Raw genomic sequence first — 26,001 nt, forward strand, 5'->3', positions numbered from 1 at the left:
CGGCCGTGCAGGATACCTGATTCTTTAACAATGCCGCCTAGCGTGAGCCCAACATAACAAGAAACTGCGGGCATCAGGGGTTTCGGCGTGAAGGGCAAGGCCATAACGATGATCGGCATCGCCGCCGTTTTCGGCGCGATCTCGATCTTTGCCGCGGATTTCTGGGTCAAGAGCCAGGCCAAGGCCGATGCCGGGGAAAAGACGGCATCGATCGCCGCTCCAACCCCGCCCAGGATTGAATTCAAAACCATCGTCGTGGCGAACGCGCCGTTGCGTTACGGCATGGAGATCGACCGTGCCAAGCTCAGCGAAATCCCGTGGCCGCAGGATTCCCTGCCGCAGGGCGCTTTTGCCACCATCGACGGATTGCTCGGCGAAGGCGGCCGCGTGGTGCTGACGCCGATCGAGGTCAACGAGCCGGTGCTGCTGGCCAAGCTGTCGGGACCGAACGGCCGTGCGACGCTCTCCAACATGCTTGCGCCAGGAATGCGGGCCGTCACCATCCGCACCGACGAGATCGCCGGCGTCGGCGGCTTCGTCACGCCGGGCGACCGGGTCGATGTCGTGCTGACACGCGATGCCGGCGCAATCCAGGAAGTGGCCAAGAATGCCCAAGGAGCTGCTGGTTCGACCGTCACCTCCGAGATTGTCGTCGCCGATGCCAAGGTGCTCAGCGTCGGCCAGGGCGCCGACGAGCGTCAGACGACGCCGCAGGTGGCCAATTCCGTGACCATCCAGGTGACGACCGATGGCGCGCAGAAAGTGGCGCTTGCCCGCACCGTCGGCACGTTGTCGCTGTCGCTGCGGTCGGCCAGAGAAGGCGGTGACGGCAATGGCGGCGTCACCACCATTTCCTCCTTCGGCGGATCGGTGGCATCCAAGGCCGAGGCAGCGGCCGGCTCGCTGTTCGACGCGGTGGCCAAGGAGCCCGAGAAGCCGAAATTCAAGACGGTCATCGTGACACGCGGCACACAGGCCGAGGAATATCAGGTTCCTTCGCGGGACCAGAAATAAAGGCCGGTGGGGACCGGACGGGACGGACAATGTTGATGCGTACGCTATATCGAATGACGGCTCGGCGGCACTTCGTGCGCGCCTTGGCGATGGTCGTCTCGCTGGCCGCGAGCGGAGTGCTCGCTTTATCCGGCGCTGCCAGGGCGGACAACGATGTCGTCCACGTCTCGTCGACCAGGAATGCATCGATCAAGGTCGCCAAGGGCAAGCCCAAGACGATCATGACGAGTGCCGCTTTCTACCAGATCGTGATCGGCGATCCGGAGATCGCCAACGTCAACCCACTGACCGACAAGTCTTTCTACGTGCTCGGCAACAATCTCGGCACCACCGGTATCGCGCTGTTCGACGACAAGAAGCAACTGGTCGGCACCATCGACATCGAGGTGACGCTCGACACCGACCAACTGGCGAGCACGATCCGCGCCAGCGTGCCGGATGCCAAGATCAAGGTCGGCTCGGCCAATGGCCGTGTCGTGCTGTCGGGCGAGGCGGATGACGCGGTCGCCGCCGAAAAGGCAAACAAGATCGCCACCCGCTTCTCCGGCAAGGAAGAAGTGATCAACTCGGTCAACATCTCATCGTCGCAGCAGGTCCAGCTCAACGTCCGTTTCGTCGAGATCAACCGCCAGGCAGGCCAGGATCTCGGCGCCAAATACAGCGCCAACTTTGCCTACGGCTTTGGTGGGCGCGATGTTTCGCTCAAACCCGATACGGTGCCGGCGGCAGGAACCGGTGAAGCCATCGGCCGGCTGCTGTCCAACGGCGTCTCGATCGACATCGCCATCAAGGCCCTGGAAGAGCGCGGCCTTGCCCGACGCCTCGCGGAACCAAACCTTATTGCTCGGTCCGGCGAGACGGCGAGCTTCCTGGCCGGCGGCGAATTTCCGATCCCGGTTTCGGAGGACAATGGCAAGATCTCGGTCAGCTACAAGAAATATGGCGTCAGCCTCGACTTCACGCCGACCGTGCTCAAGGACGGGCTGGTGAGCCTCGACATCGCGCCGGAAGTGTCCTCCATCGATGCGTCGGCCTCCTACAATATCGGCAACATTTCGGTGCCCGGTTTCATCGTTCGCCGCGCCAAGACGTCGGTCGACCTGAAGAACGGCCAGAGCTTCATGATCGCTGGGCTGCTGCAGTCGCAGAACGACATCACCACCTCTCGCATTCCAGGCCTCGGCAAGATGCCGGTGCTCGGACCGCTGTTCTCGTCTAAATCATATCAGCGGCGCGAGACAGACCTCGTCATCATCGTCACGCCCTATCTGGTCAAGCCCGTCGATCCGTCGAAGAAGATGGCCGGGCCGACGGACGGCACTCAACCGGCCAGCAACGTCGACTACTTTCTCAACAACACCGAGGAGGTGAAGGGGGCGAACAACGGCCGTGCGCTGGCGTTGGCCGATGGCAGCGCCGCGCGGACGGCCACCACGGTCGGTCATTTCCTAGACCTGCCGAAGGATTGAAGCGATGCGTGTGATCCTGAGAGCAGGCATCGTGTTGCTTCTTGCCGGCATCGCCGCCGGCTGCACCAGCGACGACTATGTGCGCAGCGAAGGTCCGACGACAGGCGCCGGCGAAGCGCAGGCCGCCAACACGGTCATGCAGATGGTCGATCCGTGGAAGTACGGTGTCCAGAACACCCGACTCCTCGTGCCGGCCAAGCGCGGTGATGCCGCGCCCGTCACATCCGATCAGGCGGCTGGCGCGAAGACGGCGCAGACAAGCACAAGTAACTGATTCCGGCGGGCAACTGATCCAGGCGGCGATCGACTTCACAGGCGGCAAGAATGGCAAACGGCATCAAGACCAAGAAGATCCTGCTCGTGTCGACGGACGGGACCTTCGTGCAGGACACGCGCACCGCATTCGCCGCCTCCGAGATCATCCAGCTCTCGACGGTGGAAAAGAATGTCACCGAACTGCGCGGCGAGATCCAGGAAACCGACTTCGGCGCCATCATCGTCGATATGGACGCGGCGAAGCTGGAGGAGATCGAATCGCTGCAGCGCGTCATGCGCAGACTGGAGGGCAAGGCCCCAGTGGTCGTCGTCACCCAGGAGTTCAACGCCGCCGTCGTCCGCATCCTGGTGCAGCTCAAGGTCGCGGACTTTCTCGTCAAGCCGATCACCACGGCCGACCTGGTGCGCTCGGTCGTGCGGGCCCTGCAAGGGCCGGGGCGCGAGGAAAACACCGAGTCGCAGATCTACACCTTCATGCCGGCCGCGGGCGGTGTCGGCACCACGACGCTGGCGCTGCAGACGGCGTTCCAGCTGCATCACTCGGTGACGCGCGGCGCCTCGACCTGCGTGGTCGATCTCAATTTCCAGCAGGGCGCCTGCGCGGAATATCTCGACCTCGAGCCGCGTTTCGACATCACCGAGATCGAGAACCAGCCCGAGCGCCTCGACCGGCAGTTGCTGGACGTGATGCTGTCGAAGCATGCGAGCGGATTGTGCGTGCTCGCCGCGCCCGCGCGTCCGTCGGAAATGCGCTCATTCAAGACCGATGTCGTGGTGCGCATGCTGGACCTCGTCTCGGCCTATTTCGACAATGTCGTCATCGACATGCCCCGCACCTGGTTTCCTTGGACGGAGACGGTGCTGCTCGGATCCAACAAGCTCTATATCGTCACCGAGATGACGGTGCCTTGCCTGCGCCATACGCAGCGCCTCATCCAGGCAATCTACGAGACCGCCGGCAAGGAAGTGAAGCCGAACGTCATCGTCAACCGCTTCGAGCAGAAGATGTTCGACAATGGCATCAAGCAGGCGGATGTTCAGGAAATCCTTGGCGAGCATTTCGTCGGCGGCATCGCCAACAACTACCGGCTGGTGCGGGAGGCGGTCGACCGTGGCGTGCCGTTGCACGAGATCGATCCGAACGCCAACGTCGTCAACGACCTGAAGAAGATCATCCTCCCGGAGGAGGTAGCCGCGACCGCGCGCAAATCGACGTCGCTGTTCGGCCTCGGCAAGGGTCTTTTGAAGAGGAGGGCCGGATGACCAGTCGCTTTTCGACCCTGCAGAACCGCGACGCGCGGCCGCAGCGTTCGTCCGAAACAACGCCGGTCGCGCATCACGCGGTGGTGATCCCGACGAGCCGAAAGGCTTTGCCGGTAAAACCCGAGGTCGCCCCGGCAAAGAACGCCAACAGGGTGCTCGATGCCCGCGTGCGCATTCATCGGATGCTGCTCGAGGAAATCAACCTTGTCGCCCTGGAGCGCTTGCCGAGGGACGAAATGCGGCGGCAGGTGCATGATTTCGTCTCGGAAAAAACCCGCCAGGAGCGGATGGCGATCAACACCGCCGAACTTGACGCGCTGGTCGACGACATCGTCGACGAGATGGTTGGCCTGGGCCCGCTGGAGCCGCTGCTCAAGGATCCCGACATCAACGACATCCTGATCAACGGCCACCAGAACTGCTTCGTCGAGAAGAAGGGCAAGCTGCAGCAGGTGCACATTCCGTTCAAGGATGAGGCGCATCTGCTTAGAATCATTAACAAGATCGTGGCGGCCGTCGGCCGCCGCGTCGACGAATCGCAGCCAATGGTCGACGCCCGCATGCTGGACGGCTCACGCTTCAACGCGGCCATCCGTCCGGTGGGCGTAGACGGGCCGCTGGTGTCGATCCGCAAATTCTCCAAGAACAAGCTTGGCCTGCACAAGCTGGTCGAGTTCGGCGCCATCACCCAGAACATGGCCGAAGTGCTGGCCGCGGCGGTCCATGCCCGCAAGACGACGATCATTTCCGGCGGCACCGGCACCGGCAAGACAACGATGCTCAACGCATTGTCGGCCTTCATCCCGGAAGACGAGCGGCTGATCACGATCGAGGATGCCGCCGAGCTTCAGCTGCAGCAGCCGCATGTCGCGCGCATGGAGACGCGACCTGCCAACATCGAGGGCCATGGCGAACTGAAGCAACGCGATCTCGTCAAGAACGCGCTGCGCATGCGCCCCGACCGCGTCATCCTCGGCGAGTGCCGCGGCGAGGAGGCTTTCGACATGTTGCAGGCGATGAACACCGGCCATGAAGGGTCGATGGCGACCATCCATGCCAACACGCCGCGCGATGCCATTTCGCGCCTCGAACAGATGCTGGGCATGACCGGCATGCCGATGACGGTACAGTCGATCCGCAGCCAGATCGCCAGCGCCATCGACATCATTGTCCAGCTGACCCGGCTTTCCGACGGCAAGCGCAAGGTCACAAGCGTCGCCGAGGTGACGGGCATGGAAGGCGATGTCATCCAGATGCAGGAGATCTTCCGCTTCGTGCGCACCGGTATGGATGCGGACGGCGGGGTTCTCGGCTATTTCGAAGCGACCGGTATCCGGCCGCGCTTCCTCGAGGACCTGCGCGCCATGGGCATCGAATTTCCCGGACGCTATTTCGAACCCGGCCGGCCGCAGGAGTAGCCAAGTGTTCGACGGATTCAGCGCGATCTACGTCGTCTATGCCGGAGCAGCGCTGACCGGCATCCTGATCGCCGAGGCCTGTTATCTTCTCTACGCTGGCCGCAGCGACAAGCGCGCCGCCATCAACCGGCGCATGAAGCTGCAGGAAAACAAGATCAGCCAGGAACAGGTGCTGATCCAGCTGCGCAAGGAGCGCGGCCTCGATGCCGGCACGTCGCTGTTCTCGCCGGACCGATTCCGTGCCCTGCGCACACAGTCGGGCATGATCATGCCGCTGTCGAAGTTCCTGACGATCACCTGCGGCGTGGCGATGGCCGCAGCCCTGGTCGCCATCTGGTATGGGTTGCCGCTGCTCATGGGGCTCATCCTGTTCTTCGTGCTGGCGCCTCTGCTGCCGGTGGTCGCGATGCGCTTCATGCGCAAACGGCGGCACAAGCGTTTCGGCATGCAACTGCCGGAGGCGCTGGAGTTGATTACGCGCGGCCTCAAGGCCGGCCACCCTGTGCCGGTGGCCATCGCCATGGTGTCGCGCGAAATGCCCGATCCGATCGGCACCGAGTTCGGTGTCGTTGCCGATGAGGTGACCTATGGCTCCGATCTGGTTTCGGCGTTGAACAACCTGTTCGATCGTGTGGGGCACGAAGACCTGCCGCTATTCGTCACCGCCGTCTCGATCCAGTCCAGTTCGGGCGGCAACCTGCGTGAAATCCTCGACGGCCTGTCGTCGACAATACGCGAGCGCGGCAAGCTGCGGCGCAAGGTGCGCGCCATTTCGACCGAAGGCCGCCTGTCCGCCTACATCCTGACGGCAATACCGGCGCTTTTGTTTGCCGCCATCATGGCGTTGATGCCGGGGTTCTACAGGGACGTCTGGGGGGTGCCGAAAACCTGGTACATGCTTGGCGGGTCGGTTACCTGGCTGATGCTGGGCAATCTGATCATGTTCAAGATGTCGAATTTCAGGTTCTGACATGCGCGATTTCATAGAATTCCTCGCGTCGCTTGCGCCGACCTCCTTGATCCCGGTGGCTGTTGTGCTTCTGGCCGTGGGTGTTGTCGCGGTCGCCTGGCCGATGGTGGTTGCCAAGGGTGATCGCAATGACGTGAAGCGTCGCCTCAAGGTTGACGACAGTCGCGTGGCCGCGAAACCCGAGCCGGTGCAGAAGAAGAACGCCGGCGTCGTGCGCGAGAAGGCGGTGAAACGGGCGCAGGAATTCTACGCCAAGAGCGATCCGGAAAATGTTGCCCGGCTGCGTATGAAGCTGATCCAGGCGGGCTACATGGAGCCACGCGCCGTCGGCATGTTCTTCCTCATTCGCTTCGCGGCACTGATGGGTGCCGCGACGGGAGCCTTTGTGATCAACCGCTGGATGGCCAGCGCCGACGCGACGATGGCCAGCCGCTGGGCGTTCGTCATCCTGACGGGCGTGGCCGGCTACTTCCTGCCCGGCCTGGTGCTGACCCAGAAAGTGCGGGAGAAGATGCGCGAATACCGCAACGGCTTTCCTGACTTCATGGACCTGTTGATCGTGTGCTCGGATGCGGGCATGAGCATGGAGGCGGGCGTCGAGCGCGTCTCGAAGGAACTCGCCAAGACCTATCCCGCGCTCAGCCAGAATCTGCAGCTGGTGTCGCTGGAATTGAGGGCCGGGCGCAGCCTTGACGACGCGCTGAAGGCGCTCGCCGATCGACTCAGCCTGGACGAGGTGCGTTCTTTCGCGACGCTGCTGCAGCAGTCGAAGGAACTCGGCACCAGCCTGTCGGGAGCGCTACGGGTCTTCTCCGACGAAATGCGTCATAAGCGCATGTCGCTGGCCGAGGAGAAGGCGCATGCCTTGCCGGCCAAGATGTCGGTGCCGGTCACGGTGTGCATCCTGCCGGTGGTGCTGATGATCGCGATCATTCCGATCATCGTCAAATTGACGGGCGGGCACTAGATGCGTCGGGATGAGTTCAGCCCGGCCTGAACTCATCCCGACGTGTCCGCGGAGCAATCCACAAGCATGGCGTTCGCGATCAAGGCCAAATTGCCAACCCCGGCGCGACGACATTCGCCTTCACCGCGCAAAGGACGATGTATGGCGGCAAGCATGTCGCCAAGAGCGATGCAATTTTTCTGAGCGACTTCATTCTAGCGCTTGGGTGGGCGCCTGAATTATCGGTTGCACTGTCCCGTTGTTTGGCCGGCACCTGGTGGTTAACGGCCGGTTTTTCGGAGACCGAATCTTAGCTGCATTTCGGCACCGAAGCTTAACCGCTGTGCTGTAACATCCTTGCTGAAGAACGACCCGACAAATCGGGCGACGGGGCAGGGCATGCGTCAGAGAAATTTTGCGGCGGCAGCCACCGTGGCGGCCGTCCTTATGATCACCGGGTGTACGACGAACAACAACGTCGACACGACCAAGACTACCGCCATTCAGCCTGCGGCAAAGAACATCGACACCTCCGATCTGGCGCAGGGCAAAGCGCAGTTTCGCGACGCCAATTATGGTCTGGCCGAACAGCATTTCCGCAAGGCCGTCGAATTGAAGGCCGACAATGCGGAAGCCTGGATGGGGCTCGCCGCATCCTATGACGAGCTCGGCCGCTTCGACTTTGCCGACCGCGCCTACGACCAACTCCTGAAAGTCGCCGGCCGCAGGCCACAGATCGTCAACAATATGGGCTATTCGCAACTGTTGCGCGGCAACAAGAAGAAGGCCAGGGCGCTGCTGCTCGAGGCCAAGGCCGGCATGGCCGATCCGACGGTTGTCAACGCAAATCTCGCCTTGCTGAACAAGGGCTGATGGGCAAGGCCGAGCCGGTCAAGCCGGCCTTGCGTTCGGCTTAGGCCGAGAGACTACTATTCGGCCGCCCCCAGATAGTCCGACAGCGGCGGGCAGGAGCAGACGAGGTTGCGGTCGCCCGCGACATTGTCGATGCGCGACACCGGCGGCCAGTATTTTGCGGCGGTATCCACGTTGCCCGCGGGATAGGCCGCCTCCAGCCGCGAATAGGGATGGGTCCACGTGCCGGCCAGCGCCTCGGCGGCAGTGTGCGGCGCGTTGACCAGCGGGTTGTCGGCCAACGGCCATTCGCCCTTTGCTACCTTCGCCGCTTCGCCGGCGATCGCGATCATGGCCTCGCAGAAGCGATCGAGTTCACCTTTCGGCTCGGATTCCGTCGGCTCCACCATCAGCGTGCCGGCGACCGGGAACGACATGGTTGGTGCATGGAAACCATAGTCGATCAGCCGCTTGGCGATGTCATCGACGCTGATGCCGGCGCGCTCCTTGAGCACGCGGGTGTCGAGGATGCATTCATGAGCGATACGATCGCTCCTGCCCTTGTAAAGGAGCGGGAAGTACGACGCGAGCCGCGTCGCCACATAATTGGCCGAGATGATGGCGGTCTCCGTCGCCTGCTTGAGACCGGAAGCGCCCATCATGCGGATGTACATCCAGGTGATCGGCAGGATGGAAGCACTGCCGAACGGTGCGGCCGACACGGCATGGCCTGAGCCTTCTGTAACATGGCCCGGCAGATAGGGTTTCAGATGCGCCTTGACGCCGATCGGGCCGACGCCGGGACCGCCGCCGCCATGCGGGATGCAGAACGTCTTGTGCAGGTTCATGTGGCAGACGTCGGCGCCGATGTCGCCGGGGCGGGCGAGGCCGACCAGGGCGTTTAAGTTGGCGCCATCGAAATAGACCTGGGCACCATGCTCGTGGATGAGGGCGCAGAGGTGGCGCGCGCCTTCCTCGTAGACGCCGTGCGTCGAGGGATAGGTGAACATCAGCGCCGCGAGGTTCCTGGAATGCTCGTTGGCCTTGGCCCTGAGATCGTCCATGTCGATATTGCCGTCCTCGGTGCAGCGCACGACAACGACGCTCATGCCCGCCATCGCCGCGCTCGCCGGATTGGTGCCATGCGCCGAGGACGGGATAAGGCAGACCGTGCGATGGCCTTCGCCACGCGAGCGGTGGTAGGCGCAGATGGCCAGCAGCCCGGCATACTCGCCCTGGCTGCCGGCATTGGGCTGCAGGCTTACCGCGTCGAAGCCGGTGATCTCCGACAGCCAGACCTCAAGGTCGCCGACCATGGCGCGATAGCCCGCCGAATGGCTGGCCGGCGCGAAGGGATGCAGATTGGCGACGCTTGGCCAACTCACCGGCATCATCTCTGCAGCGGCATTGAGCTTCATGGTGCAGGAGCCGAGCGGGATCATGGCGCGATCGAGCGCAAGATCCTTGTCGGCCAACCGGCGCAGAAAGCGTATCATTTCGGTTTCCGAATGATTTTCGTGGAACACCGGCTGGGTGAGAAACTCCTTGCCGCGTCCTTTTCCAGGCATGCTGCCGTCGGCGGCGCCGGCTGCCTTGGCGCCGAACAGCGCGGCGATCGCCTCCAGATCGGCTTCGGTCGAGGTTTCATCAAAGCTGATGCCGACATGGTCGGCGTCGATGACGCGCAGCAGCCGGCCGGTTTCTTCGGCGGCCGTGGCGATCGCTTTCGCCTTGCCCTTCATTTCAACCGTCACCGTGTCGAAGCGGCTTGTGCCGAGCACGGGCAGGCCAGCGGCTCTCAGGCCCGCCGCAAGGCGGTTGGCGAGCCCATGGATGCGGCCGGCAATCGCCTGCAGCCCGGCGGGGCCATGCCAGATGGCATAGGCGGTCGCCATGTTGGCGAGCAGCGCCTGCGCGGTGCAGATGTTGGACGTCGCCTTGTCGCGGCGGATGTGCTGTTCGCGTGTCTGCAAGGCAAGCCGATAGCCGGGACGACCCTTGCTGTCGGTCGACTGGCCGACGAGGCGGCCGGGCATCAGCCGCGTCAGTCTGTCGGAGACCGCGCAATAGGCGGCGTGCGGGCCACCAAAGCCCATCGGCACGCCAAAGCGCTGCATCGGGCCGACGGCGATATCGGCGCCAAGTTTCGCCGGAGCGTTGGTCAGCGTAAGACCGAGCGGGTCGGAAATGAAGACGACGATGGCGCCGGTCGCGCGGGCCTTTTCGATCGCCGCCTTATGGTCGCCATAGACACCGAACGTATCCGGCCAGGAGACGAGCAGGGCGGCGGTGTTGTCGTCGATCGTCTCGCCGTCGACCTCGATGCCGAGCGGCTCGGCGCGCGTGCGCACAACATCCAGCGTCTGCGGATGCGGTGTGCCGGCAAGCGCCACCTTGGTGCGCTTGTCGCGATGGTGGCGCAAGGCAATGCCGACGGCTTCGGCCACCGCCGTTGCCTCATCGAGCAGCGAGGCCGACGCGACCGGCAGACCGGTCAGTTCGGTGACCAGTGTCTGGAAATTGAACAGCATTTCCAGCCGGCCCTGGCTGATCTCCGCCTGGTAAGGGGTATAGGCAGTGTACCAGGCCGGGTTCTCGAACAGATTGCGCTGGATGACCGGCGGCACGTGGACGCCATGGTAGCCGGCGCCAATGAAGCTCTTCAGCACCGTGTTCCTGGCCATGGTCGCCGACAATTCGGCCAGCGCTTCGGCTTCGCTGGCGGGCGCGGGCAGGGCCAGGGGCTGGTCGAGACGGATCGATCTTGGCACGGCCTGGCTGATCAGCGTCTCGACGGAAGGAACGCCGATGACGGCGAGCATGGCTCTGACGTCGTTGATGCCGGGGCCGATATGGCGGGCGGAAAAGGGGGTAGGTGCTGCGGTCATTTTTATCGTCCTGCTATCAGCCAATATGGGCTTTGTAGGCGGTCTCATCCATCAGGCCGGCGAGCTGGCTTTCATCGGCGAGCCTCATCTTCCATAGCCAGCCGGCGCCGGTCGCCGCCGAATTGACCAGCGACGGGTCGGACGAGAGCATGCCATTGGCCTCGGTGATCTCGCCGTCGACCGGCGCATAGACGTCGGAGGCGGCCTTGACGGATTCGACCACGACGGCGGTGTCACCCTTGGTGAGCTTCCTTCCCGTCTCGGGCAATTCGACGAAGACGAGGTCGCCGAGTTGCTCCTGGGCATAGTCGGTGATGCCGACCGTGGCGACGCCGCCTTCGACACTGAGCCATTCGTGATCGGCGGTGAAATAGGTCTTTGCCATGAAATTTATCCTTTGCGGTAGCGATGGGGAGTGAAGGGCAGGGAACTGATATCGACCGGGATTTTCGTGCCGCGCACGTCGGCGAAGACCCGGGTTCCGGGCTTTGCCAGCGGCGCGGCGACATAGCCCATGGCGACCGGATGACCGGCCGAGGGGCCGAAGCCGCCCGACGTGACATGGCCGGCGGGGTGGCCGTGGACGTCAAAGAGCGCGGCGCCGGCGCGCACCGGCTGGCGGCCTTCCGGCTTCAGCCCGACGCGCTTTTGCGCCGGGCCGCGTTCCACGGCGGCGCGCAAGGCGTCGGCACCGATAAAGGTGCCGGAAGCCCTGGTGTCCTTCGGGATCGCCCACATCAGCGCGGCGGCGGCGGGGTCTGTCTCCGGTGCGATATCCTGGCCATGCAGGCAAAGTCCGGCCTCCAGCCGCAGGCTGTCGCGCGCGGCAAGACCGATCCAGAGCACGCGCTCATCATCCAGCAGCTTCGCGACGAGGTCGCGCGCATCGGTCTCCGGAAGACCGATCTCGAAACCATCCTCGCCGGTATAGCCGGACCGGCTCATGAACCAGTCCTTTCGCGGCTCGACCCCATGCATGAACAGCAACGAGCCGGTTTCGATGCCCGCACGGGACAGCACTGCCCAGGCCTCGGGCCCCTGGATGGCCAGGAAGACGCGGTCGAGCGGCTCGACCATGGCGTCGAAACCGGCTGCAAGTTCGCGCAGGTGCTTTTCGTCGGCGACGGCGTTGCCGGCATTGGCGACCACCATGAAGCGATCGGCGCCGAGCCGGGTAACGATCAGGTCGTCGAGGATGCCGCCGGCTTCATTGAGGAAGAACGTCAGCTTGGATTGCGAAATTTCGAGCGCGCCGGCGTCCAGCGGGCAGGCGCGGTCGAGCAGCGCAACGGCTTGCGGCCCGCTGACCACGAACAGTTTCATATGCGAGATGTCGAAGAGACCCGCGTGCTCGCGGGTATGCAGATGTTCCTTCATGACGCCGGCCGGGTAGGTCAGCGGCATCGACCAGCCGGCAAAGGCGCCGAAGCGCGCGCCTGCGGCCGTGTGGATATCCTCGAGGGGAAGGTGTTTATCGTCGTTGCCCGTCATGTCGTCTCCAGAGTCGCACGCAATCGGCCGCGAATGGCGACCAGTCCGTGCCCCTCTGTCTGAAGCCTGAGAGACTCGCGCAGCCGGAACTCTGTCAGCGGCGCTTACACCTTCGGCGCGGGGGCAAGCCCCGACTTTCCAGAGTGTCTTTCCCGTCCACGGTTCTTTTGCCTGAGAGATTTCGGGCGATTTCCCCTTCGGCGGCAGCTCTCGCTGCTCTCTCCCGCAAACAGGTAGGACTCAAAGCCTGAGCCCTCGACGCGCCATCCATAGCCCGTCGGCGACACCTTGTCACCTCCCAGCGACATCTAAAGCGCGTCGTGCTGAAGCGGGTTTGGGCGATGCGCGTTGGATATTTGTTCTGATGCATGTTGCTCTCCCAAAACCGCTGCACACCTCGGGTCGAGCCCGAGGGCCTGCTTTTGGGCGACATACATTGGCCGACAAGTCTTTGCTAACCACGCCATTTGCCCGTTTTTCAAGACATTCCTGATACAGCAGGCCGATGTGACGCGTTGCGCGGACGGGGACGACAAATGGGCGAATTGATCATGAGCGCGCCGGTGGCGGGGCTGACATCAAAGATTAGCATTGCTCCGGAGGATGTGGTGATGCTGCGCCGCGACGTGTTCGCCGATGGTGTGGTCACGCGCGGCGAGGCGGAGGCGCTGTTCGCGCTCGACCAGACGGCGCGGAACAAGTGCGCGGAGTGGGCGCCATTCTTTGTCGAGGCAGTGACCGATTACATCGTCCATCAGGAAAGGCCGGAGGGCTACATCTCGCAAGACAATGCCGACTGGCTGATCCGCACGATCTCGCGAGACGGCATGGTCGACCGCGGAACCGAACTCGAATTGCTGGTCCATGTGCTGGAAGAGGCTAAATCGTCGCCGGGCCGGCTCTGCGTCTACGCCCTCGAGCAAGTCGCCCACGCCGTCATCGACGGCAAGGGACCGCTGATGCTGGGCGGCGCCCTGGTTCCGGGATTGATCGCCAAGGCGGAGGTCGAGCTCCTGCGCCGCATCCTCTACGCCCATGGCGGTGACGGCAACATCGCCATTACCCGCGGCGAGGCCGAGGTGCTGTTCAGGATCAATGAACAGACTGCCCATGCCAACAACGACCCCTCCTGGAACGAGCTGTTCGTCAAGGCGATCGCCAACTTCGTCATGTGCTCGGCCGGTTATGAAGCGCCGACCCGCGATGTGGCATTGCGCCAGGAAAGCTTCTTCAATCAAGCCGACCCGGAAATCGGCGGCTTCTTCAGCCGCATGGTCTCCGGTGGCCTTGCCGGAATCATCGAGGCCTACCGGTCCCCGGATGACATCGAAGTCGAATGGGAGGCGAAGAACAGGGCGGCGGAGGCCTTTGCCCGGCGCGCCGAAACGATCGATGCCGGCGAAGCCAAATGGCTGGTCGAGCATATCGGGCTGAATCGGCCTCTCTACGAAAACGAGCGTGCACTGCTGACCCTGATCAAGCATGCCTCGCCGGAAATCCATCCGGCCCTAAAGCCGCTGCTCGAAAAGGTTGCTTGAGTATTGGCTGTTAAGCCGTCGACGTCGGAGCACTATTCTCTCTGACTATCAAATACCACCATACCAGTCGTAGCCATTGTCTTCCCAGTAGCCGCCGCGGCCGCCGCCGACATCGGCGAATCCGTCGACCAACTCGATCTTGTAGAGATACTTGGGCATCTTGTAGCCGAGTTGCCGCTCGACGCGGACGCGGAGCGGCGCGCCGTTCTCGACGGGCAGCGGCTTGCCGTTCAGGCCATAGGCGAGGATCGTCTGCGGGTGGCGTGCGTCAATCAGGTCGATGGTGCCGTAGTATTTGACGTCGCCCGACAGGCTGCGGTCGATCGTGTCGAGACAATGGAACATGACATAGCGCGCCTGCGGCTTCACCACCGCCTGGTCCAGCACCAGCGACAGCGGCGTGCCGGTCCATTTGGCGATGCAGCTCCAGCCCTCGACGCAGTCGTGACGCGTGATCTGGGTGCGGCTCGGCATGTTCTGGAGCTGCTCGCGGCTGAGTGACAGCGGCTTTTCGACAAGGCCGGAAACCTCCAATCGCCAGTCGGCGAAATTGCTGGCGAGCAGGGCCTTGTAGGCGTCGTCATCGGGCGCCGTGACACCGTTCGGCCGCATTGGCTGACGGATATCGGCCTCGGTGAATTCCTGTGCAAGCGAATCGCGGCCTGCAAGCAGGCGTTGCGCGCGATGTGTGAGATTATTGGCGTTCTCGAGGAAGCTGCGCAGGCCGTCGCCGATGCTCAGCTGGCTGTCGAAGGCATCGCAACCCGACAAGATGATGCCTGAGGCGCCAAGGCTGGCGGCGGTCAGGAATTTCCGGCGGCTGATCTGGAACTTCGCCATGTCAGGCACTCCTCTGCGCTGTTTCATCGTCCGGTGCTGGAGGATCGGTGCGATACCAGCCTGTGATGATCGAGCGCAGCTCGTTGATCGGTCCGGCGGCGAGGATCATCAGGATGTGGATAACGAAGAAGGCGACCAGCAGCACCATGACGGTGAAATGGATGGTGCGCGCCGTCTGCCGGCCGCCGAGCAGGTCGTTCAGGAACGGCAGCACCGAATTCATGCTCGGCGACATGGCAAGGCCGGTGATGACCATCAGCGGCAAGAGCACGAACAGCACGCCGCCATAGGCCATCTTCTGCAGCGTGTTGTATTCACGTGTGTGGTGGAACTTCAGCTTGGCATGATCGACGATGTCCTGTGGCAGCCGCTTGAGGTCGTCGAGGCGTGGTGCAAGGTCGCGCCGGATATGGCCGTTGATCAGGCTGGCGACCAGCCACACGATCAGCGTCGTCACGAGGATCCAGGCGAAGAAGAAATGCACCACGCGGGCCGTGCCGAGATCATAGTAGGAAGGGATGGTCGCCCAGGAAGGGAAACCGCGCGCCGTCTCGTTGCCCGACGGACCCGACCAGCCAAGCACGCCTGTCGTGTCGAAGCGGTGCCCGAAGATTTCCGTGTAGCCGCGCGGCCCTGCGTCGGTATTCTCGGCGCCAATGGCGAAGACGGTGTTGTTGTAGCCAAAACCCGACTGCTTGCCGATGTAGAGCTGTGGGCGGGCATTGAATATCTGCAGGCCGGAAAGCAGCATGAAAAACAGTGAGATGGCCCAGATCCAATGCGTCGTGCGCGTCCAGCGCGACTGACGGTAGATCAAGTTCCTGTCCCGTGATGCTGGAGCGTCCGATCCGGCGGTGGGTTCGCTTTTGGCAACCGATTCCATCTTCTCTCGTCTCCCGGCCTGCGCGTCCATTGTCCTCCTGATACGTTGCGATCCAAAACGATGTTTCATCCGATCACGGATTTATTACGAACCGCCCAGGCTGACGGCGAGGTTGACGGCGGCGGCGACGATCACCGTGTTGAAGAAGAACGACAGGATCGAGTGGACAAGCACGACACGGCGCATATGCGTTGTCGAGATGTTGGTGTCGGCGGTCTGCGCGGTCATGCCGATGACGGTGGAGAAATAGAGGAAATCCCAGCCTTCCGGCCTTTTGTCGCCCGGGAACAGCAGGCCCCCGACGGGGATTTTCTTCTTGGTTCCCGCATCGACCTCTTCGCCGTCCATCCAGTAGACATGGGCATAATGGAGCGCGGCCATGGCATGGATGGTGAACCAGCCGAGCGGGATCGACAGCAGCGCGAAGCCGAGTTCGATCGGATGACCTTTGTCCTTCTGGTTGATCAACAGGAACAATGAGATGATGGCGAGGCCGACGACGACCAGCGTGACCGCGAAGATGACCAGCACCGGCTGATCGGCAGCGCGCGCATTCTTGCTGAGATAGGTGCCCGTGAACTTCGGCATCTGGGCGACGACCAGTATGACGTAGGCGGCAAAGAAGGCGTTGGCGCCGATCGAATAGGCAAGCGGGGCATGAAGGAGCAACGCCACAAGGAGCGCAAAGACACCAATACACGCCGACATTACAAACAGCATGTGCCGCTGCATCGGCTTCTTGATTGGAGGCGTTTCGGCGGCCATGGCGGTCTCCACCCTGAATGGCGCTCTGCTTCTAGAACAGTTCACCGTTTCACGGAAACGGCGAACCGCTCTATCTCTTGTTTTGGCGCAATTCCGGACGAAAACCGCTAGGCGCCTTTCCTGGAATTGCCTTATCTCGTTTTGACGCAATTCCGGACGGAAAACCGCTACGCACTTTTCCTGGAATTGCTTCAGCTGGGTGTGGCGGATTTCAGCGCGCGCCGCAAGATACGGTCGAGCTCGCCGAGGAACCGCGAGCGGGGCGCGAAGCTGGCATTGTAGCCCTTGCTTTCGCCTGTCTCGCGCAAATGCTGCTTGAGGTCGCGCATGGCCACCGCCATGCCGATGGTTTCCGGCGTGAAGGGGCGTCCGGTAGGCCCAAGCACGTGCGCGCCAAGCGCCACCGCGCGGGCGGCGAGCGGAATGTCCGCTGTCACTATGACATCGTTGGGCTTTGCGTTCTCGACGATCCAGTCATCGGCGGCGTCGGCGCCTTTGGAGACGACGACGTTGCGGATCATCTGATCGCGTGAGGGCCGCAGGCCGCCATTGGAGACATGGGTGACGACGATGCCATGGCGGTCGGCGACTTTCTCGACCTCGGCCTTGACCGGGCATGCGTCGGCATCGACGTAGATGGCGGGTACGGGCATTGTCTCTCCAGGAACGTGCGGGGGCCGGAAACATATCCGGCCCCCGCCTGGAATCTCAGCTATCATGCCGGCAGGGCGCCAGACCTCTTGGCCGTCCAGGTGGCGATGTAGTCCATGAGGCCGGGGTTGAGGCAGTCATAGGGTTCGAGCCCGATAGACTTCAGCTGGCCGCGGATGCCGTCCATGCGGCCCGGATCGACACCGGATTCGATGATCGAGGAGACAAAGGCGGTGAAGCCCGGCGGCGACCAGCCGTCCTCCTCGAAGCGCTCGGGGTGGATGAAGGTCAGGCCCTTGAACGGATGATCGCGCTCGACCGGCCCGTGCATGTGGACGCCGCAGCCGGTGCAGGCATGACGCTGGATCAATGCGGCGGGGTCGACCACCTTGAGCTTGTCGCCATTTTCGGCGACGGTGACATCGCCGGTGCCGGCCACGGCCACGACAGAGAACACCGCACCGTCCGGCTTCCAGCATTTGGTGCAGCCGCAGGCGTGGTTGTGGGCGATCTGGCCCTTGACCTTCACCTTCACCGGGTTGCTGGTGCAAAGGCAGATCAGCGTGCCGCCGGCAAAGCTCGCGCTCTCCTTGGGCAGCCCATTGTCGATTTTTGGATGCAGTTTCTCCGCCATTCCATTTCCTCCCGTTTGTGAACCACAGAGGTCGCTGGCCGGTTGGCTGGCGGCGTGTGGCTGGCTTCAGTAAACGACGACGCTTCGGATCGACTTGCCCTCATGCATGAGGTCGAACCCCTTGTTGATGTCCTCGAGCTTCAGCGTGTGGGTGATCATCGGATCGATCTGGATCTTGCCGTCCATGTACCAGTCGACGATTTTGGGCACGTCGGTGCGGCCGCGCGCGCCGCCGAAGGCGGTGCCCATCCAGCTGCGGCCGGTGACCAGCTGGAACGGCCGCGTCGAGATCTCCTGGCCGGCGCCGGCGACGCCGATGACGACCGACTTGCCCCAGCCGCGATGCGAGGCTTCCAGCGCCTGGCGCATCACCTTGGTGTTGCCGGTGCAGTCGAACGTGTAGTCGGCGCCGCCGATCTGGTCGGCACCGCGCTTGGTCATGTTGACGAGGTAAGGCACGATGTCGCCGTCGATCTCCTTCGGATTGACGAAATGCGTCATGCCGAAGCGCTCGCCCCATTCCTTCTTGTCGTTGTTGAGATCGACGCCGATGATCATGTCGGCGCCGGCAAGCTTCAGGCCCTGGATGACGTTGAGGCCGATGCCGCCGAGACCGAAGACGACGGCGGTGGCGCCTTGCTCGACCTTGGCGGTGTTGATGACGGCACCGATGCCGGTGGTGACGCCGCAACCGATGTAGCAGATCTTGTCGAAGGGGGCGTCGGGGTTGACCTTGGCCACCGCGATCTCGGGAAGCACCGTGAAGTTGGAGAAGGTCGAGCAGCCCATATAGTGGAAGATCTTGTCCTTGCCGATGGAAAAGCGCGACGAGCCGTCCGGCATCAGGCCTTGCCCCTGGGTGGCGCGGATGGCGGTGCAGAGGTTGGTTTTCCTGGACAGGCAGGACGGGCACTGCCGGCATTCGGGCGTATAGAGCGGGATGACGTGATCGCCCTTCCTGACCGAGGTGACGCCCTTGCCGACATCGACGACGACACCGGCGCCTTCATGGCCAAGAATGGCCGGGAAGATGCCTTCGGGATCGGCGCCCGACAGGGTGAACTCGTCGGTGTGGCAGATGCCGGTCGCCTTGATCTCGACCAACACCTCGCCGGGCTGAGGACCGTCGAGGTCGACCTCCATGATCTCCAGCGGCTTTCCGGCGGCGACGGCGACAGCGGCGCGCGTTTTCATCAGGCAATTCCTCCAAAGGCGATTTTTGCGCAGGCTTTCAGGTTTTGCCCCGACGATCAACTGCTAGCTGGTTGCACACTTGGGCCAGCGTGCAGAATTTTATTCCCTAACCGATTGAAAGACGGCGATTGACCCACCCGGCTTGACCGCGCCAGCACAGGTCATAAAAGGAACGGCCGACCCGAGGGATATCCGCATGTTCACCAAGATCCTGATCGCCAACCGTGGCGAGATCGCCTGCCGCGTCATCAAGACGGCACGCAAGATGGGCATTGCCACGGTCGCCGTCTATTCCGATGCCGATCGCGACGCGGTGCATGTCGAGATGGCCGACGAAGCGGTGCATATCGGACCGTCGCCGGCGGCGCAGAGCTACCTCGTCCCTGAAAAGATCATCGCAGCCTGTAAGCAGACTGGCGCCCAGGCCGTGCATCCGGGCTATGGCTTCCTGTCCGAGCGAGCGGCCTTCTGCGAAGCCCTGGAGAAAGAAGGCATCGTCTTCATCGGTCCCAAGCCGAAGGCGATCAGGGCGATGGGCGACAAGATCGAATCGAAGAAGTTCGCCAACGCCGCCAAGGTTTCGACGGTGCCGGGCTGGCTCGGCGTGATCGAGAATGCCGACCACGCGGAGAAGATCGCTGGCGAAATCGGCTATCCCGTGATGATCAAGGCCTCGGCCGGTGGTGGCGGCAAGGGCATGCGCATCGCCTGGAACCAGTCGGAAGTGCGCGACGGGTTTGACCGGGCCCGCTCCGAGGCCAAGAGCTCGTTCGGCGACGACCGTGTTTTCATCGAGAAGTTTGTCGTCGACCCGCGCCATATCGAGATCCAGGTGCTGGCCGACGCGCATGGCAACGCGCTCTACCTCGGCGAACGCGAATGTTCGATCCAGCGCCGCAACCAGAAGGTGGCGGAAGAGGCGCCTTCGCCATTCCTCGATGCCAAGACCAGAAGGGCCATGGGCGAGCAGTCGGTGGCGCTGGCCAGGGCCGTCGACTATCAGAGCGCCGGCACGGTGGAGTTCATCGTCGACAAGGACAAGAACTTCTATTTCCTTGAGATGAACACGCGATTGCAGGTCGAGCATCCGGTGACGGAGCTCGTCACCGGCATCGATCTGGTCGAGCAGATGATTCGCGTCGCCGCCGGCGAGAAGCTTGCTTTGAAGCAGAGCGATATCAAGCTGAACGGCTGGGCAGTGGAGAGCCGGCTCTACGCCGAGGATCCCTACCGCAATTTCCTGCCGTCGATCGGCCGGCTGACCCGCTACCGGCCGCCCGAGGAAGGACAGTTCGGCGATGTCGTCGTCCGCAACGACACCGGCGTCACCGAGGGTTCGGAGATCTCGATGTTCTACGATCCGATGCTGGCCAAGCTGTGCACCTGGGCGCCGACGCGGCTCGAAGCCATCGACGCCATGTCGGAAGCGCTCGACAGTTTTGTGGTTGACGGCATCGAGCACAACATTCCGTTCCTGGCGGCGCTGATGCAGCACCCGCGCTGGCGGGAAGGGGCGATATCGACCGGGTTCATCGCCGAGGAATATCCCGATGGTTTTGCGCCCATCGTGCCGAACAGCGAGGAAAAGGCCGTGCTGGCCTCGATCGCGACCGCGGTCGAACTGCTGCGCCGCGACCGGCTCGACCGTTTGGGTGGGCGCCTGGCGCCGCATTCGGGGGCGCTCAAGCGCGACTGGGTGGTTAAGCTCGGCGAGAATTATCTGCCGGCGGCCATCCTCGAAGGCATGATTTCCATTCCGATGGAGATCGACCTGTCGATCGACGGCGGCAAGGCGCTGACCGTTTCGTCCGACTGGCGGCCAGGCGACCTCATCTGGCGCGGCACGGTCGGCAAGCGCGAGGTCGTCGCCCAGATCCGTCCGGTTGCCAACGGCCTCCGCATCGCCTGGAAAGGCATGTCGGTGACCGCGCGCGCCATGCTGCCGCGCACCGCGGCGCTGGAACGGCTGATGCCTGAAAAGGTGGCGCCAGACACGTCGAAGCTGCTGCTCTGCCCGATGCCTGGCCTTGTCGTGTCGATCGCCGTTGCCGAGGGCCAGGAGGTCAAGGCCGGCGAGACTTTGGCCGTGGTCGAGGCGATGAAGATGGAAAACGTGCTGCGCGCCGAACGCGACCTCGTCGTGTCGAAACTAAATGCCAAGCCGGGCGACAGCCTGGCTGTCGACGCGGTGATCATGGAATTCGCCTGAGAGACTGAGGCCAGCCGGGCAGGTCGCGGAAGCCTGTGGCTGGTGGTCGTTTGTGCTGGACTGGTATCGTCCGGTCCCGGACAATACATCTCCATCGACTCAAGTGTTACGGGCAGCGCGAGAAACCATGGCGGATGAGAGACTTCCACGCGATCCCCTGAAGCGCGAAGCCGCGATTGCGGCCATGCCGCCGAAGGCGCCCGTGCGGCCGTTCGTCCATCTGCGGGTGCATTCGGCCTATTCGCTGCTCGAGGGCGCGCTTCAGCTTGGCAAGATCGTCGGCCATGCGCTGAAAGACGAAGCCCCGGCGATCGCCGTCACCGACACCAACAATCTGTTCGGCGCGCTGGAATTCGCCCAGAAGGCGGTCAAGGACGGCATCCAGCCGATCATCGGCTGCCAGATCGCGCTCGCCTTTTCCGGCGAAAACAGCGACGGCCAGCGCGACCGCCGGCGGCAAGGCCCGGAGATGCGGCCGGTCGTCCTGATCGCGGCGACCGAAGCCGGCTATTCCAATCTGGTCAGGCTTGTCAGCCGCGTCTACCTGGAAACGCCACCCGGCGAAGCCGTGCACCTGACCACCGGGATGCTGGAGGGGCAGGCTGATGGGCTGATCGGCCTCAGCGGCGGACCGCGCGGCCCGATCGGCAGCGCCTTGAAGGAAGATCGCCGCGATCTTGCCGAGACGCGGCTTTTGACGCTCAAGGCGATGTTCGGCGACCGCCTCTATGTCGAACTGGAACGGGTTGCCGGCTACGACCGGATGATCGAACATTCGACGATCGATCTGGCCTATGCGCACGAGTTGCCGCTGGTCGCCACCAACGAGGCGTTTTTTTCATCGCGCGACGATTATGAGGCGCATGACGCGCTGATTGCCATTGCCGAAGGCTCGGTCGTCGCCGTCGACACCCGCCGCCGGCTGTCGCCGGACAATTTCCTGCGCAGCCAGACCGACATGTCGCAGCTGTTCGCCGACCTGCCGGAAGCGATCGACAACACAGTCGAAATCGCGCTGCGCTGCTCCTACTACCCAAAAAACCGCAGCCCGATCCTGCCGCGCTTCACCGGCGGCGACAGTGCCGACAAGGACGCGGCCGAAAAGGCCGAGGCCGCGGAACTCGCCCGGCAGGCGCGAGAGGGGCTCGACGCGCGCCTTGCCCTGCATGGACCGACCCCGGGCTACACGGTCGAGCAATATCGCGAGCGGCTCGAATTCGAGCTCGGCATCATCGAGAAGATGAAGTTCCCCGGCTACTTCCTGATCGTTGCCGACTTCATCAAATGGGCCAAGGCACAGGGCATTCCGGTCGGTCCGGGCCGTGGTTCGGGCGCCGGATCGCTGGTCGCCTATTCGACGACCATCACCGACATCGATCCGCTGCGATTCTCCTTGCTGTTCGAGCGCTTCCTCAATCCGGACCGCGTGTCGATGCCCGACTTCGACATCGACTTCTGCCAGGACCGCCGCGAAGAGGTGATCCGTTATGTCCAGCAGAAATACGGCCGCGACCAGGTCGGCCAGATCATCACCTTCGGTACGCTGCAGGCCCGGGCCGTGCTGCGCGACGTCGGCCGCGTGCTGCAGATGCCCTACGGCCAGGTCGACAAGCTGTCCAAGATGGTGCCGCAGAACCCGGCCAATCCGGTCAAGCTCGCCGACGCCATCGCCAACGAGCCGCGCTTTGCCGAGGAGGCCGAGAAGGAGCCGATCGTCCAGACGCTGCTCGACATGGCGCAGAAGCTGGAAGGGCTCTATCGCCACGCCTCGACGCATGCCGCCGGCATCGTTATCGGCGACCGTCCGCTGTCGGAGCTGGTGCCGATGTACCGCGATCCGCGCTCGGACATGCCTGTCACCCAGTTCAACATGAAATATGTCGAGCAGGCCGGGCTGGTGAAGTTCGACTTCCTCGGCCTGAAAACGCTGACGGTGCTTGAGACGGCGGTGAAGCTGATCCGCCGCCGCGGCATCGACATCGATCTGGCGACAATCCCGCTCGATGATCCCGACACCTACGCCATGCTGTCGCGCGGCGAGGTGGTTGGCGTGTTCCAGGTTGAAAGTGCGGGCATGCGCAAGGCGCTGATCGGCATGCGGCCCGACTGCATCGAGGACATCATCGCGCTGGTCGCGCTCTACCGGCCGGGCCCGATGGAAAATATCCCGACCTACAACGCCAGAAAGCATGGCGAGGAGGAGATGGCCTCGATCCATCCCAAGATCGACCATCTGGTGAAGGAGACGCAAGGCGTCATCGTCTACCAGGAACAGGTCATGCAGATCGCGCAGGAGCTGTCGGGCTATTCGCTCGGCGAAGCCGATCTTCTGCGCCGCGCCATGGGCAAGAAGATCCGCGCCGAGATGGACAAGCAGCGCGAGCGCTTCGTCTCGGGTGCTGTCGAGCGCGGCGTCAGCAAGCCGCAAGCCGACTTCATTTTCGACCTGCTGGCCAAGTTCGCCGATTATGGTTTCAACAAGTCGCACGCCGCCGCCTACGCCGTGGTCTCCTATCAGACGGCCTATCTCAAGGCGCATTACCCGGTCGAGTTCCTGGCGGCATCGATGACGCTCGACATGGGTAACACCGACAAGCTCGCAGATTTCCGCCAGGATGCATTGCGCCTCGGCATCGAGGTGCTGGCGCCGTCCGTGATGACGAGTTTTCGTCCCTTCGAGGTTGGCGAGAACCGCATCTATTATTCGATGGCCGCACTCAAGGGCGTCGGCGACGCGGCGGTCGAGCATATCGTGGCCGTGCGAGGTGAAAAGCCGTTCAAGAACCTTGCCGATTTCTGCGAAAGGGTCGATCCCAAGATCGTCGGCAAACGTGTCTTCGAAAGCCTGATCATGGCTGGTGCGCTCGACTGCTTCGGCCACGACCGCGCTCAGATGATGGCCGGCGTCGAACGGATGATGGGGCTGGCTTCACTTGCCCAGCAGAACGCCGTTTCCGGCCAGGCCGATATTTTCGGCGCCTCGCTGGGAGCGCAGTCGCAGGCGCTCAACCTGCCGGCAACGGATCCTTGGCTTGCGGCCGACCGCCTGCACCGCGAATTCCAGGTCGTCGGCTTCTACCTCTCGGCCCATCCGCTCGACGAGTACAAGGCGGCGCTGCAGAAGATGCGGGTGCAGACCTGGGGCGAGTTCTCGGCCGCCGTCAAGCGGGGCGCCACCGCCGGCCGGCTTGCCGGCACGGTGACGACCAAGCAGGAGCGCAAGACACGCACCGGCAACAAGATGGGCGTGGTGCAGTTCTCCGACACGTCGGGACAGTATGAGGCCGTGCTGTTTTCGGAAGGATTGGCCCAGTTTCGCGACTTCCTGGAGCCCGGCCGCTCCGTCGTCATCCAGGTCGCCGCCGAGGACAGGCCCGAGGGCGTCAATTTGCGCATCAACTCCGTGCAATCGCTGGAGGACGAGGCAAGCCGCATCCAGAAGGCGCTGCGCATTTTCGTCAGGAACGAAGGACCGGCGTCGATGATCCAGTCCCAACTCACCCAGCGCGGCGAAAGCCAGGTCAGCATTATCGTGATCAAGGAAGAGGCGCAGGGCGAGATCGAGATTGCCTTGCAGGGCGGCTACCGCGTCTCGCCGCAGATCGCCTCGGCGATGCGCGCGGTGCCGGGCGTGGTCGAAGTGGAACTGGTGTGATCGCCGCCTTTGCCAGGTGACCACACATCGGGCGGCGGCTGCCGCCTATATCACCGTGATCGGCAACAAGGCTTCGGACAAGGTCGCATCGAGAGACCGTTCCGCACCGGCGCGGCTGCGCCAAGAGGCTGGTCGGCCTACGATGCCGCCACTTCAGCCGGCTGTACCGGTTTGCGCTGCAGATTGAGCAGGTTGCCCATCAGGATGAGCAGCGCACCGCCCGCGGTGAAGGCGTCGATCTGCTCGCTATAGAGCAGCCAGCCAACCAGCGCCGACAAGGGGACGCGCAGGAAATCCATAGGCGAAATGACGGTCGCGTCCGCATAGGTGAGCGCGCGGGCCATGCAGAAATGCGACGACATGCCGCTGAAGGCGATCAGCAGGATCCACGGCCAGAGTTCAAGCGATGGGTTGCGCCACACATAGAGCGCCGGGATGAGGCCAACGGCGGACTGGATGATCAGCATCCAGAAAATGATGCGCACGACACTGTCGGTGCGCGTCAGCGATTTGACGAGAACCAACGAGGCGCCGAAACAGACCGCGGCGCCCAGCACGACCAGATGTCCGGGATCGACCGCGTCGACGCCGGGACGGACGATGATCACCACGCCGATCAGTCCCAGCACGACCGCCGCAAGCTTGGGGCGGTTCAGCCTTTCGCCAAGGAAGGTCACGGCCAGGATTGCCGTCCAGATCGGCGTCGTGAATTCGATCGAGATCAGCACCGCCAGCGGGATCAGCGTCAGCGCGTAGAGCCACGCCGCCTGACCGCTGTAGTGGACGACATTGCGGGCGATGTGGGCGAGGGGTCGCTGCGTGCGCATTGCCGCAAATCCGCCCGTCGTCATCACCAGCGGCAACAGGATGAAAAAGCCGATCACCGAACGCAGTTCCAGCACCTGGAAGACGTTGAGCTCGGCTGTCGTGGCGCGGCCAGCGACCGACATCGCCAGGAACGAGGCAATCGACAGCGCCATCCAGAACGCGGCCTTGGTGATCGAAGGGGTGGGTGCCATGTCAGCTATCTCGCAGGCGGTGGCTG

General features: G+C 63.2%; 21 protein-coding genes and 1 riboswitch. Of the genes, 11 read left to right on the top strand and 10 right to left on the bottom strand.

The window, feature by feature from the left end; translation table 11 throughout:
* The first annotated feature begins 87 nt into the window (after positions 1–87).
* The 8 genes from cpaB (at position 88) to FJ958_RS07650 (ending at position 8,229) form a co-directional block, all read left to right on the top strand.
* Positions 88–1,014 (top strand): Flp pilus assembly protein CpaB, encoded by a 927-nt coding sequence (gene cpaB / locus FJ958_RS07615; RefSeq protein ID WP_246679526.1) that lies wholly within the window; start codon positions 88–90, stop codon positions 1,012–1,014.
* Between the two features lie 29 nt (positions 1,015–1,043).
* Positions 1,044–2,483: a type II and III secretion system protein family protein gene (locus FJ958_RS07620; protein ID WP_140741195.1), complete on the top strand. Its 1,440-nt coding sequence runs from the start codon at positions 1,044–1,046 to the stop codon at positions 2,481–2,483.
* Positions 2,484–2,487: 4 nt separating this feature from the next.
* Positions 2,488–2,757, top strand: a complete 270-nt coding sequence (locus FJ958_RS07625) for a hypothetical protein (RefSeq protein WP_140741197.1) — start codon at positions 2,488–2,490, stop codon at positions 2,755–2,757.
* Positions 2,758–2,807: 50 nt separating this feature from the next.
* Entirely contained in the window at positions 2,808–4,022 is a 1,215-nt protein-coding gene (locus FJ958_RS07630) for a CpaE family protein (protein ID WP_140741198.1), read from the top strand.
* Entirely contained in the window at positions 4,019–5,440 is a 1,422-nt protein-coding gene (locus tag FJ958_RS07635) for a CpaF family protein (protein ID WP_140741200.1), read from the top strand. The genes FJ958_RS07630 and FJ958_RS07635 overlap by 4 nt, the downstream gene beginning before the upstream one ends.
* Before the next feature lie 4 nt (positions 5,441–5,444).
* Positions 5,445–6,410: a type II secretion system F family protein gene (locus FJ958_RS07640; protein ID WP_140741201.1), complete on the top strand. Its 966-nt coding sequence runs from the start codon at positions 5,445–5,447 to the stop codon at positions 6,408–6,410.
* Between the two features lies 1 nt (position 6,411).
* A complete protein-coding gene (locus FJ958_RS07645) occupies positions 6,412–7,377 on the top strand; it encodes a type II secretion system F family protein (RefSeq protein WP_140741203.1) in 966 nt (321 codons plus the stop codon).
* A 378-nt stretch (positions 7,378–7,755) separates the two neighbouring features.
* Positions 7,756–8,229 (top strand): tetratricopeptide repeat protein, encoded by a 474-nt coding sequence (locus tag FJ958_RS07650; protein ID WP_140741205.1) that lies wholly within the window; start codon positions 7,756–7,758, stop codon positions 8,227–8,229.
* Positions 8,230–8,285: 56 nt separating this feature from the next.
* Here the strand turns inward: FJ958_RS07650 and gcvP are convergent, their stop codons facing one another.
* The 3 genes from gcvP to gcvT are packed head-to-tail and all read right to left on the bottom strand — an operon-like array spanning position 8,286 to position 12,587.
* Positions 8,286–11,096 (bottom strand): aminomethyl-transferring glycine dehydrogenase, encoded by a 2,811-nt coding sequence (gcvP, locus tag FJ958_RS07655; RefSeq protein WP_140741207.1) that lies wholly within the window; start codon positions 11,094–11,096, stop codon positions 8,286–8,288.
* Positions 11,097–11,112: 16 nt separating this feature from the next.
* Positions 11,113–11,481, bottom strand: coding sequence for a glycine cleavage system protein GcvH (gene gcvH, locus FJ958_RS07660; protein WP_140741208.1), 369 nt, complete (start codon positions 11,479–11,481; stop codon positions 11,113–11,115).
* A 5-nt stretch (positions 11,482–11,486) separates the two neighbouring features.
* Positions 11,487–12,587 (bottom strand): glycine cleavage system aminomethyltransferase GcvT, encoded by a 1,101-nt coding sequence (gene gcvT, locus FJ958_RS07665; RefSeq protein ID WP_140741210.1) that lies wholly within the window; start codon positions 12,585–12,587, stop codon positions 11,487–11,489.
* 149 nt (positions 12,588–12,736) lie between these two features.
* Positions 12,737–12,823: riboswitch (glycine riboswitch) on the bottom strand.
* Between the two features lie 300 nt (positions 12,824–13,123).
* Between gcvT and FJ958_RS07670 the strand changes: the two genes are divergently transcribed.
* Positions 13,124–14,125: a hypothetical protein gene (locus FJ958_RS07670; RefSeq protein WP_140741211.1), complete on the top strand. Its 1,002-nt coding sequence runs from the start codon at positions 13,124–13,126 to the stop codon at positions 14,123–14,125.
* A gap of 48 nt (positions 14,126–14,173) precedes the next feature.
* Here the strand turns inward: FJ958_RS07670 and FJ958_RS07675 are convergent, their stop codons facing one another.
* The 6 genes from FJ958_RS07675 to FJ958_RS07700 all read right to left on the bottom strand — a co-directional run bounded on the left by FJ958_RS07675 (position 14,174) and on the right by FJ958_RS07700 (position 19,092).
* The gene (locus tag FJ958_RS07675; RefSeq protein ID WP_140741213.1) at positions 14,174–14,965 is read right to left on the bottom strand and encodes a molybdopterin-binding protein; all 792 of its coding nucleotides are present in this window, start codon (positions 14,963–14,965) and stop codon (positions 14,174–14,176) included.
* A 1-nt stretch (position 14,966) separates the two neighbouring features.
* Positions 14,967–15,848: a cytochrome b/b6 domain-containing protein gene (locus tag FJ958_RS07680; RefSeq protein WP_140741214.1), complete on the bottom strand. Its 882-nt coding sequence runs from the start codon at positions 15,846–15,848 to the stop codon at positions 14,967–14,969.
* 84 nt (positions 15,849–15,932) lie between these two features.
* Entirely contained in the window at positions 15,933–16,613 is a 681-nt protein-coding gene (locus FJ958_RS07685) for a DUF1345 domain-containing protein (RefSeq protein WP_140741216.1), read from the bottom strand.
* A 191-nt stretch (positions 16,614–16,804) separates the two neighbouring features.
* Positions 16,805–17,266 (bottom strand): YaiI/YqxD family protein, encoded by a 462-nt coding sequence (locus FJ958_RS07690; protein WP_140741218.1) that lies wholly within the window; start codon positions 17,264–17,266, stop codon positions 16,805–16,807.
* A 62-nt stretch (positions 17,267–17,328) separates the two neighbouring features.
* On the bottom strand, positions 17,329–17,898 hold the full coding sequence (gene gfa / locus FJ958_RS07695; protein WP_140741220.1) for an S-(hydroxymethyl)glutathione synthase: 570 nt from the start codon (positions 17,896–17,898) through the stop codon (positions 17,329–17,331).
* 66 nt (positions 17,899–17,964) lie between these two features.
* Positions 17,965–19,092 carry an S-(hydroxymethyl)glutathione dehydrogenase/class III alcohol dehydrogenase gene (locus tag FJ958_RS07700; protein ID WP_140693774.1) on the bottom strand — a complete coding sequence of 376 codons (1,128 nt, stop codon included), beginning with the start codon at positions 19,090–19,092 and terminating at the stop codon, positions 17,965–17,967.
* Between the two features lie 196 nt (positions 19,093–19,288).
* Between FJ958_RS07700 and FJ958_RS07705 the strand changes: the two genes are divergently transcribed.
* Together FJ958_RS07705 and dnaE are read left to right on the top strand one after the other, a co-directional pair.
* Entirely contained in the window at positions 19,289–21,301 is a 2,013-nt protein-coding gene (locus tag FJ958_RS07705; protein WP_140741222.1) for an acetyl/propionyl/methylcrotonyl-CoA carboxylase subunit alpha, read from the top strand.
* 184 nt (positions 21,302–21,485) lie between these two features.
* Positions 21,486–24,956: a DNA polymerase III subunit alpha gene (gene dnaE, locus FJ958_RS07710; RefSeq protein ID WP_181176324.1), complete on the top strand. Its 3,471-nt coding sequence runs from the start codon at positions 21,486–21,488 to the stop codon at positions 24,954–24,956.
* A gap of 137 nt (positions 24,957–25,093) precedes the next feature.
* Here the strand turns inward: dnaE and FJ958_RS07715 are convergent, their stop codons facing one another.
* Positions 25,094–25,975 (bottom strand): DMT family transporter, encoded by an 882-nt coding sequence (locus FJ958_RS07715; protein WP_140741226.1) that lies wholly within the window; start codon positions 25,973–25,975, stop codon positions 25,094–25,096.
* Positions 25,976–26,001: the final 26 nt, after the last annotated feature.

This window comes from Mesorhizobium sp. B2-3-5, from assembly GCF_006442395.1.
In the GTDB taxonomy this organism is placed as follows: Bacteria; Pseudomonadota; Alphaproteobacteria; order Rhizobiales; family Rhizobiaceae; genus Mesorhizobium.

Coding starts and splice junctions, on each gene's coding strand:
- gcvP (WP_140741207.1), bottom strand. CDS start 11,096: ATGACCGCAGCACCTACCCCCTTTTCCGCCCGCCATATCGGCCCCGGC.
- gfa (WP_140741220.1), bottom strand. CDS start 17,898: ATGGCGGAGAAACTGCATCCAAAAATCGACAATGGGCTGCCCAAGGAG.
- FJ958_RS07635 (WP_140741200.1), top strand. CDS start 4,019: ATGACCAGTCGCTTTTCGACCCTGCAGAACCGCGACGCGCGGCCGCAG.
- FJ958_RS07700 (WP_140693774.1), bottom strand. CDS start 19,092: ATGAAAACGCGCGCCGCTGTCGCCGTCGCCGCCGGAAAGCCGCTGGAG.
- FJ958_RS07680 (WP_140741214.1), bottom strand. CDS start 15,848: ATGGAATCGGTTGCCAAAAGCGAACCCACCGCCGGATCGGACGCTCCA.
- gcvT (WP_140741210.1), bottom strand. CDS start 12,587: ATGACGGGCAACGACGATAAACACCTTCCCCTCGAGGATATCCACACG.
- FJ958_RS07705 (WP_140741222.1), top strand. CDS start 19,289: ATGTTCACCAAGATCCTGATCGCCAACCGTGGCGAGATCGCCTGCCGC.
- FJ958_RS07715 (WP_140741226.1), bottom strand. CDS start 25,975: ATGGCACCCACCCCTTCGATCACCAAGGCCGCGTTCTGGATGGCGCTG.
- FJ958_RS07645 (WP_140741203.1), top strand. CDS start 6,412: ATGCGCGATTTCATAGAATTCCTCGCGTCGCTTGCGCCGACCTCCTTG.
- FJ958_RS07630 (WP_140741198.1), top strand. CDS start 2,808: ATGGCAAACGGCATCAAGACCAAGAAGATCCTGCTCGTGTCGACGGAC.
- FJ958_RS07620 (WP_140741195.1), top strand. CDS start 1,044: ATGTTGATGCGTACGCTATATCGAATGACGGCTCGGCGGCACTTCGTG.
- FJ958_RS07650 (WP_140741205.1), top strand. CDS start 7,756: ATGCGTCAGAGAAATTTTGCGGCGGCAGCCACCGTGGCGGCCGTCCTT.
- FJ958_RS07685 (WP_140741216.1), bottom strand. CDS start 16,613: ATGGCCGCCGAAACGCCTCCAATCAAGAAGCCGATGCAGCGGCACATG.
- FJ958_RS07690 (WP_140741218.1), bottom strand. CDS start 17,266: ATGCCCGTACCCGCCATCTACGTCGATGCCGACGCATGCCCGGTCAAG.
- FJ958_RS07675 (WP_140741213.1), bottom strand. CDS start 14,965: ATGGCGAAGTTCCAGATCAGCCGCCGGAAATTCCTGACCGCCGCCAGC.
- dnaE (WP_181176324.1), top strand. CDS start 21,486: ATGCCGCCGAAGGCGCCCGTGCGGCCGTTCGTCCATCTGCGGGTGCAT.
- FJ958_RS07625 (WP_140741197.1), top strand. CDS start 2,488: ATGCGTGTGATCCTGAGAGCAGGCATCGTGTTGCTTCTTGCCGGCATC.
- gcvH (WP_140741208.1), bottom strand. CDS start 11,481: ATGGCAAAGACCTATTTCACCGCCGATCACGAATGGCTCAGTGTCGAA.
- FJ958_RS07670 (WP_140741211.1), top strand. CDS start 13,124: ATGGGCGAATTGATCATGAGCGCGCCGGTGGCGGGGCTGACATCAAAG.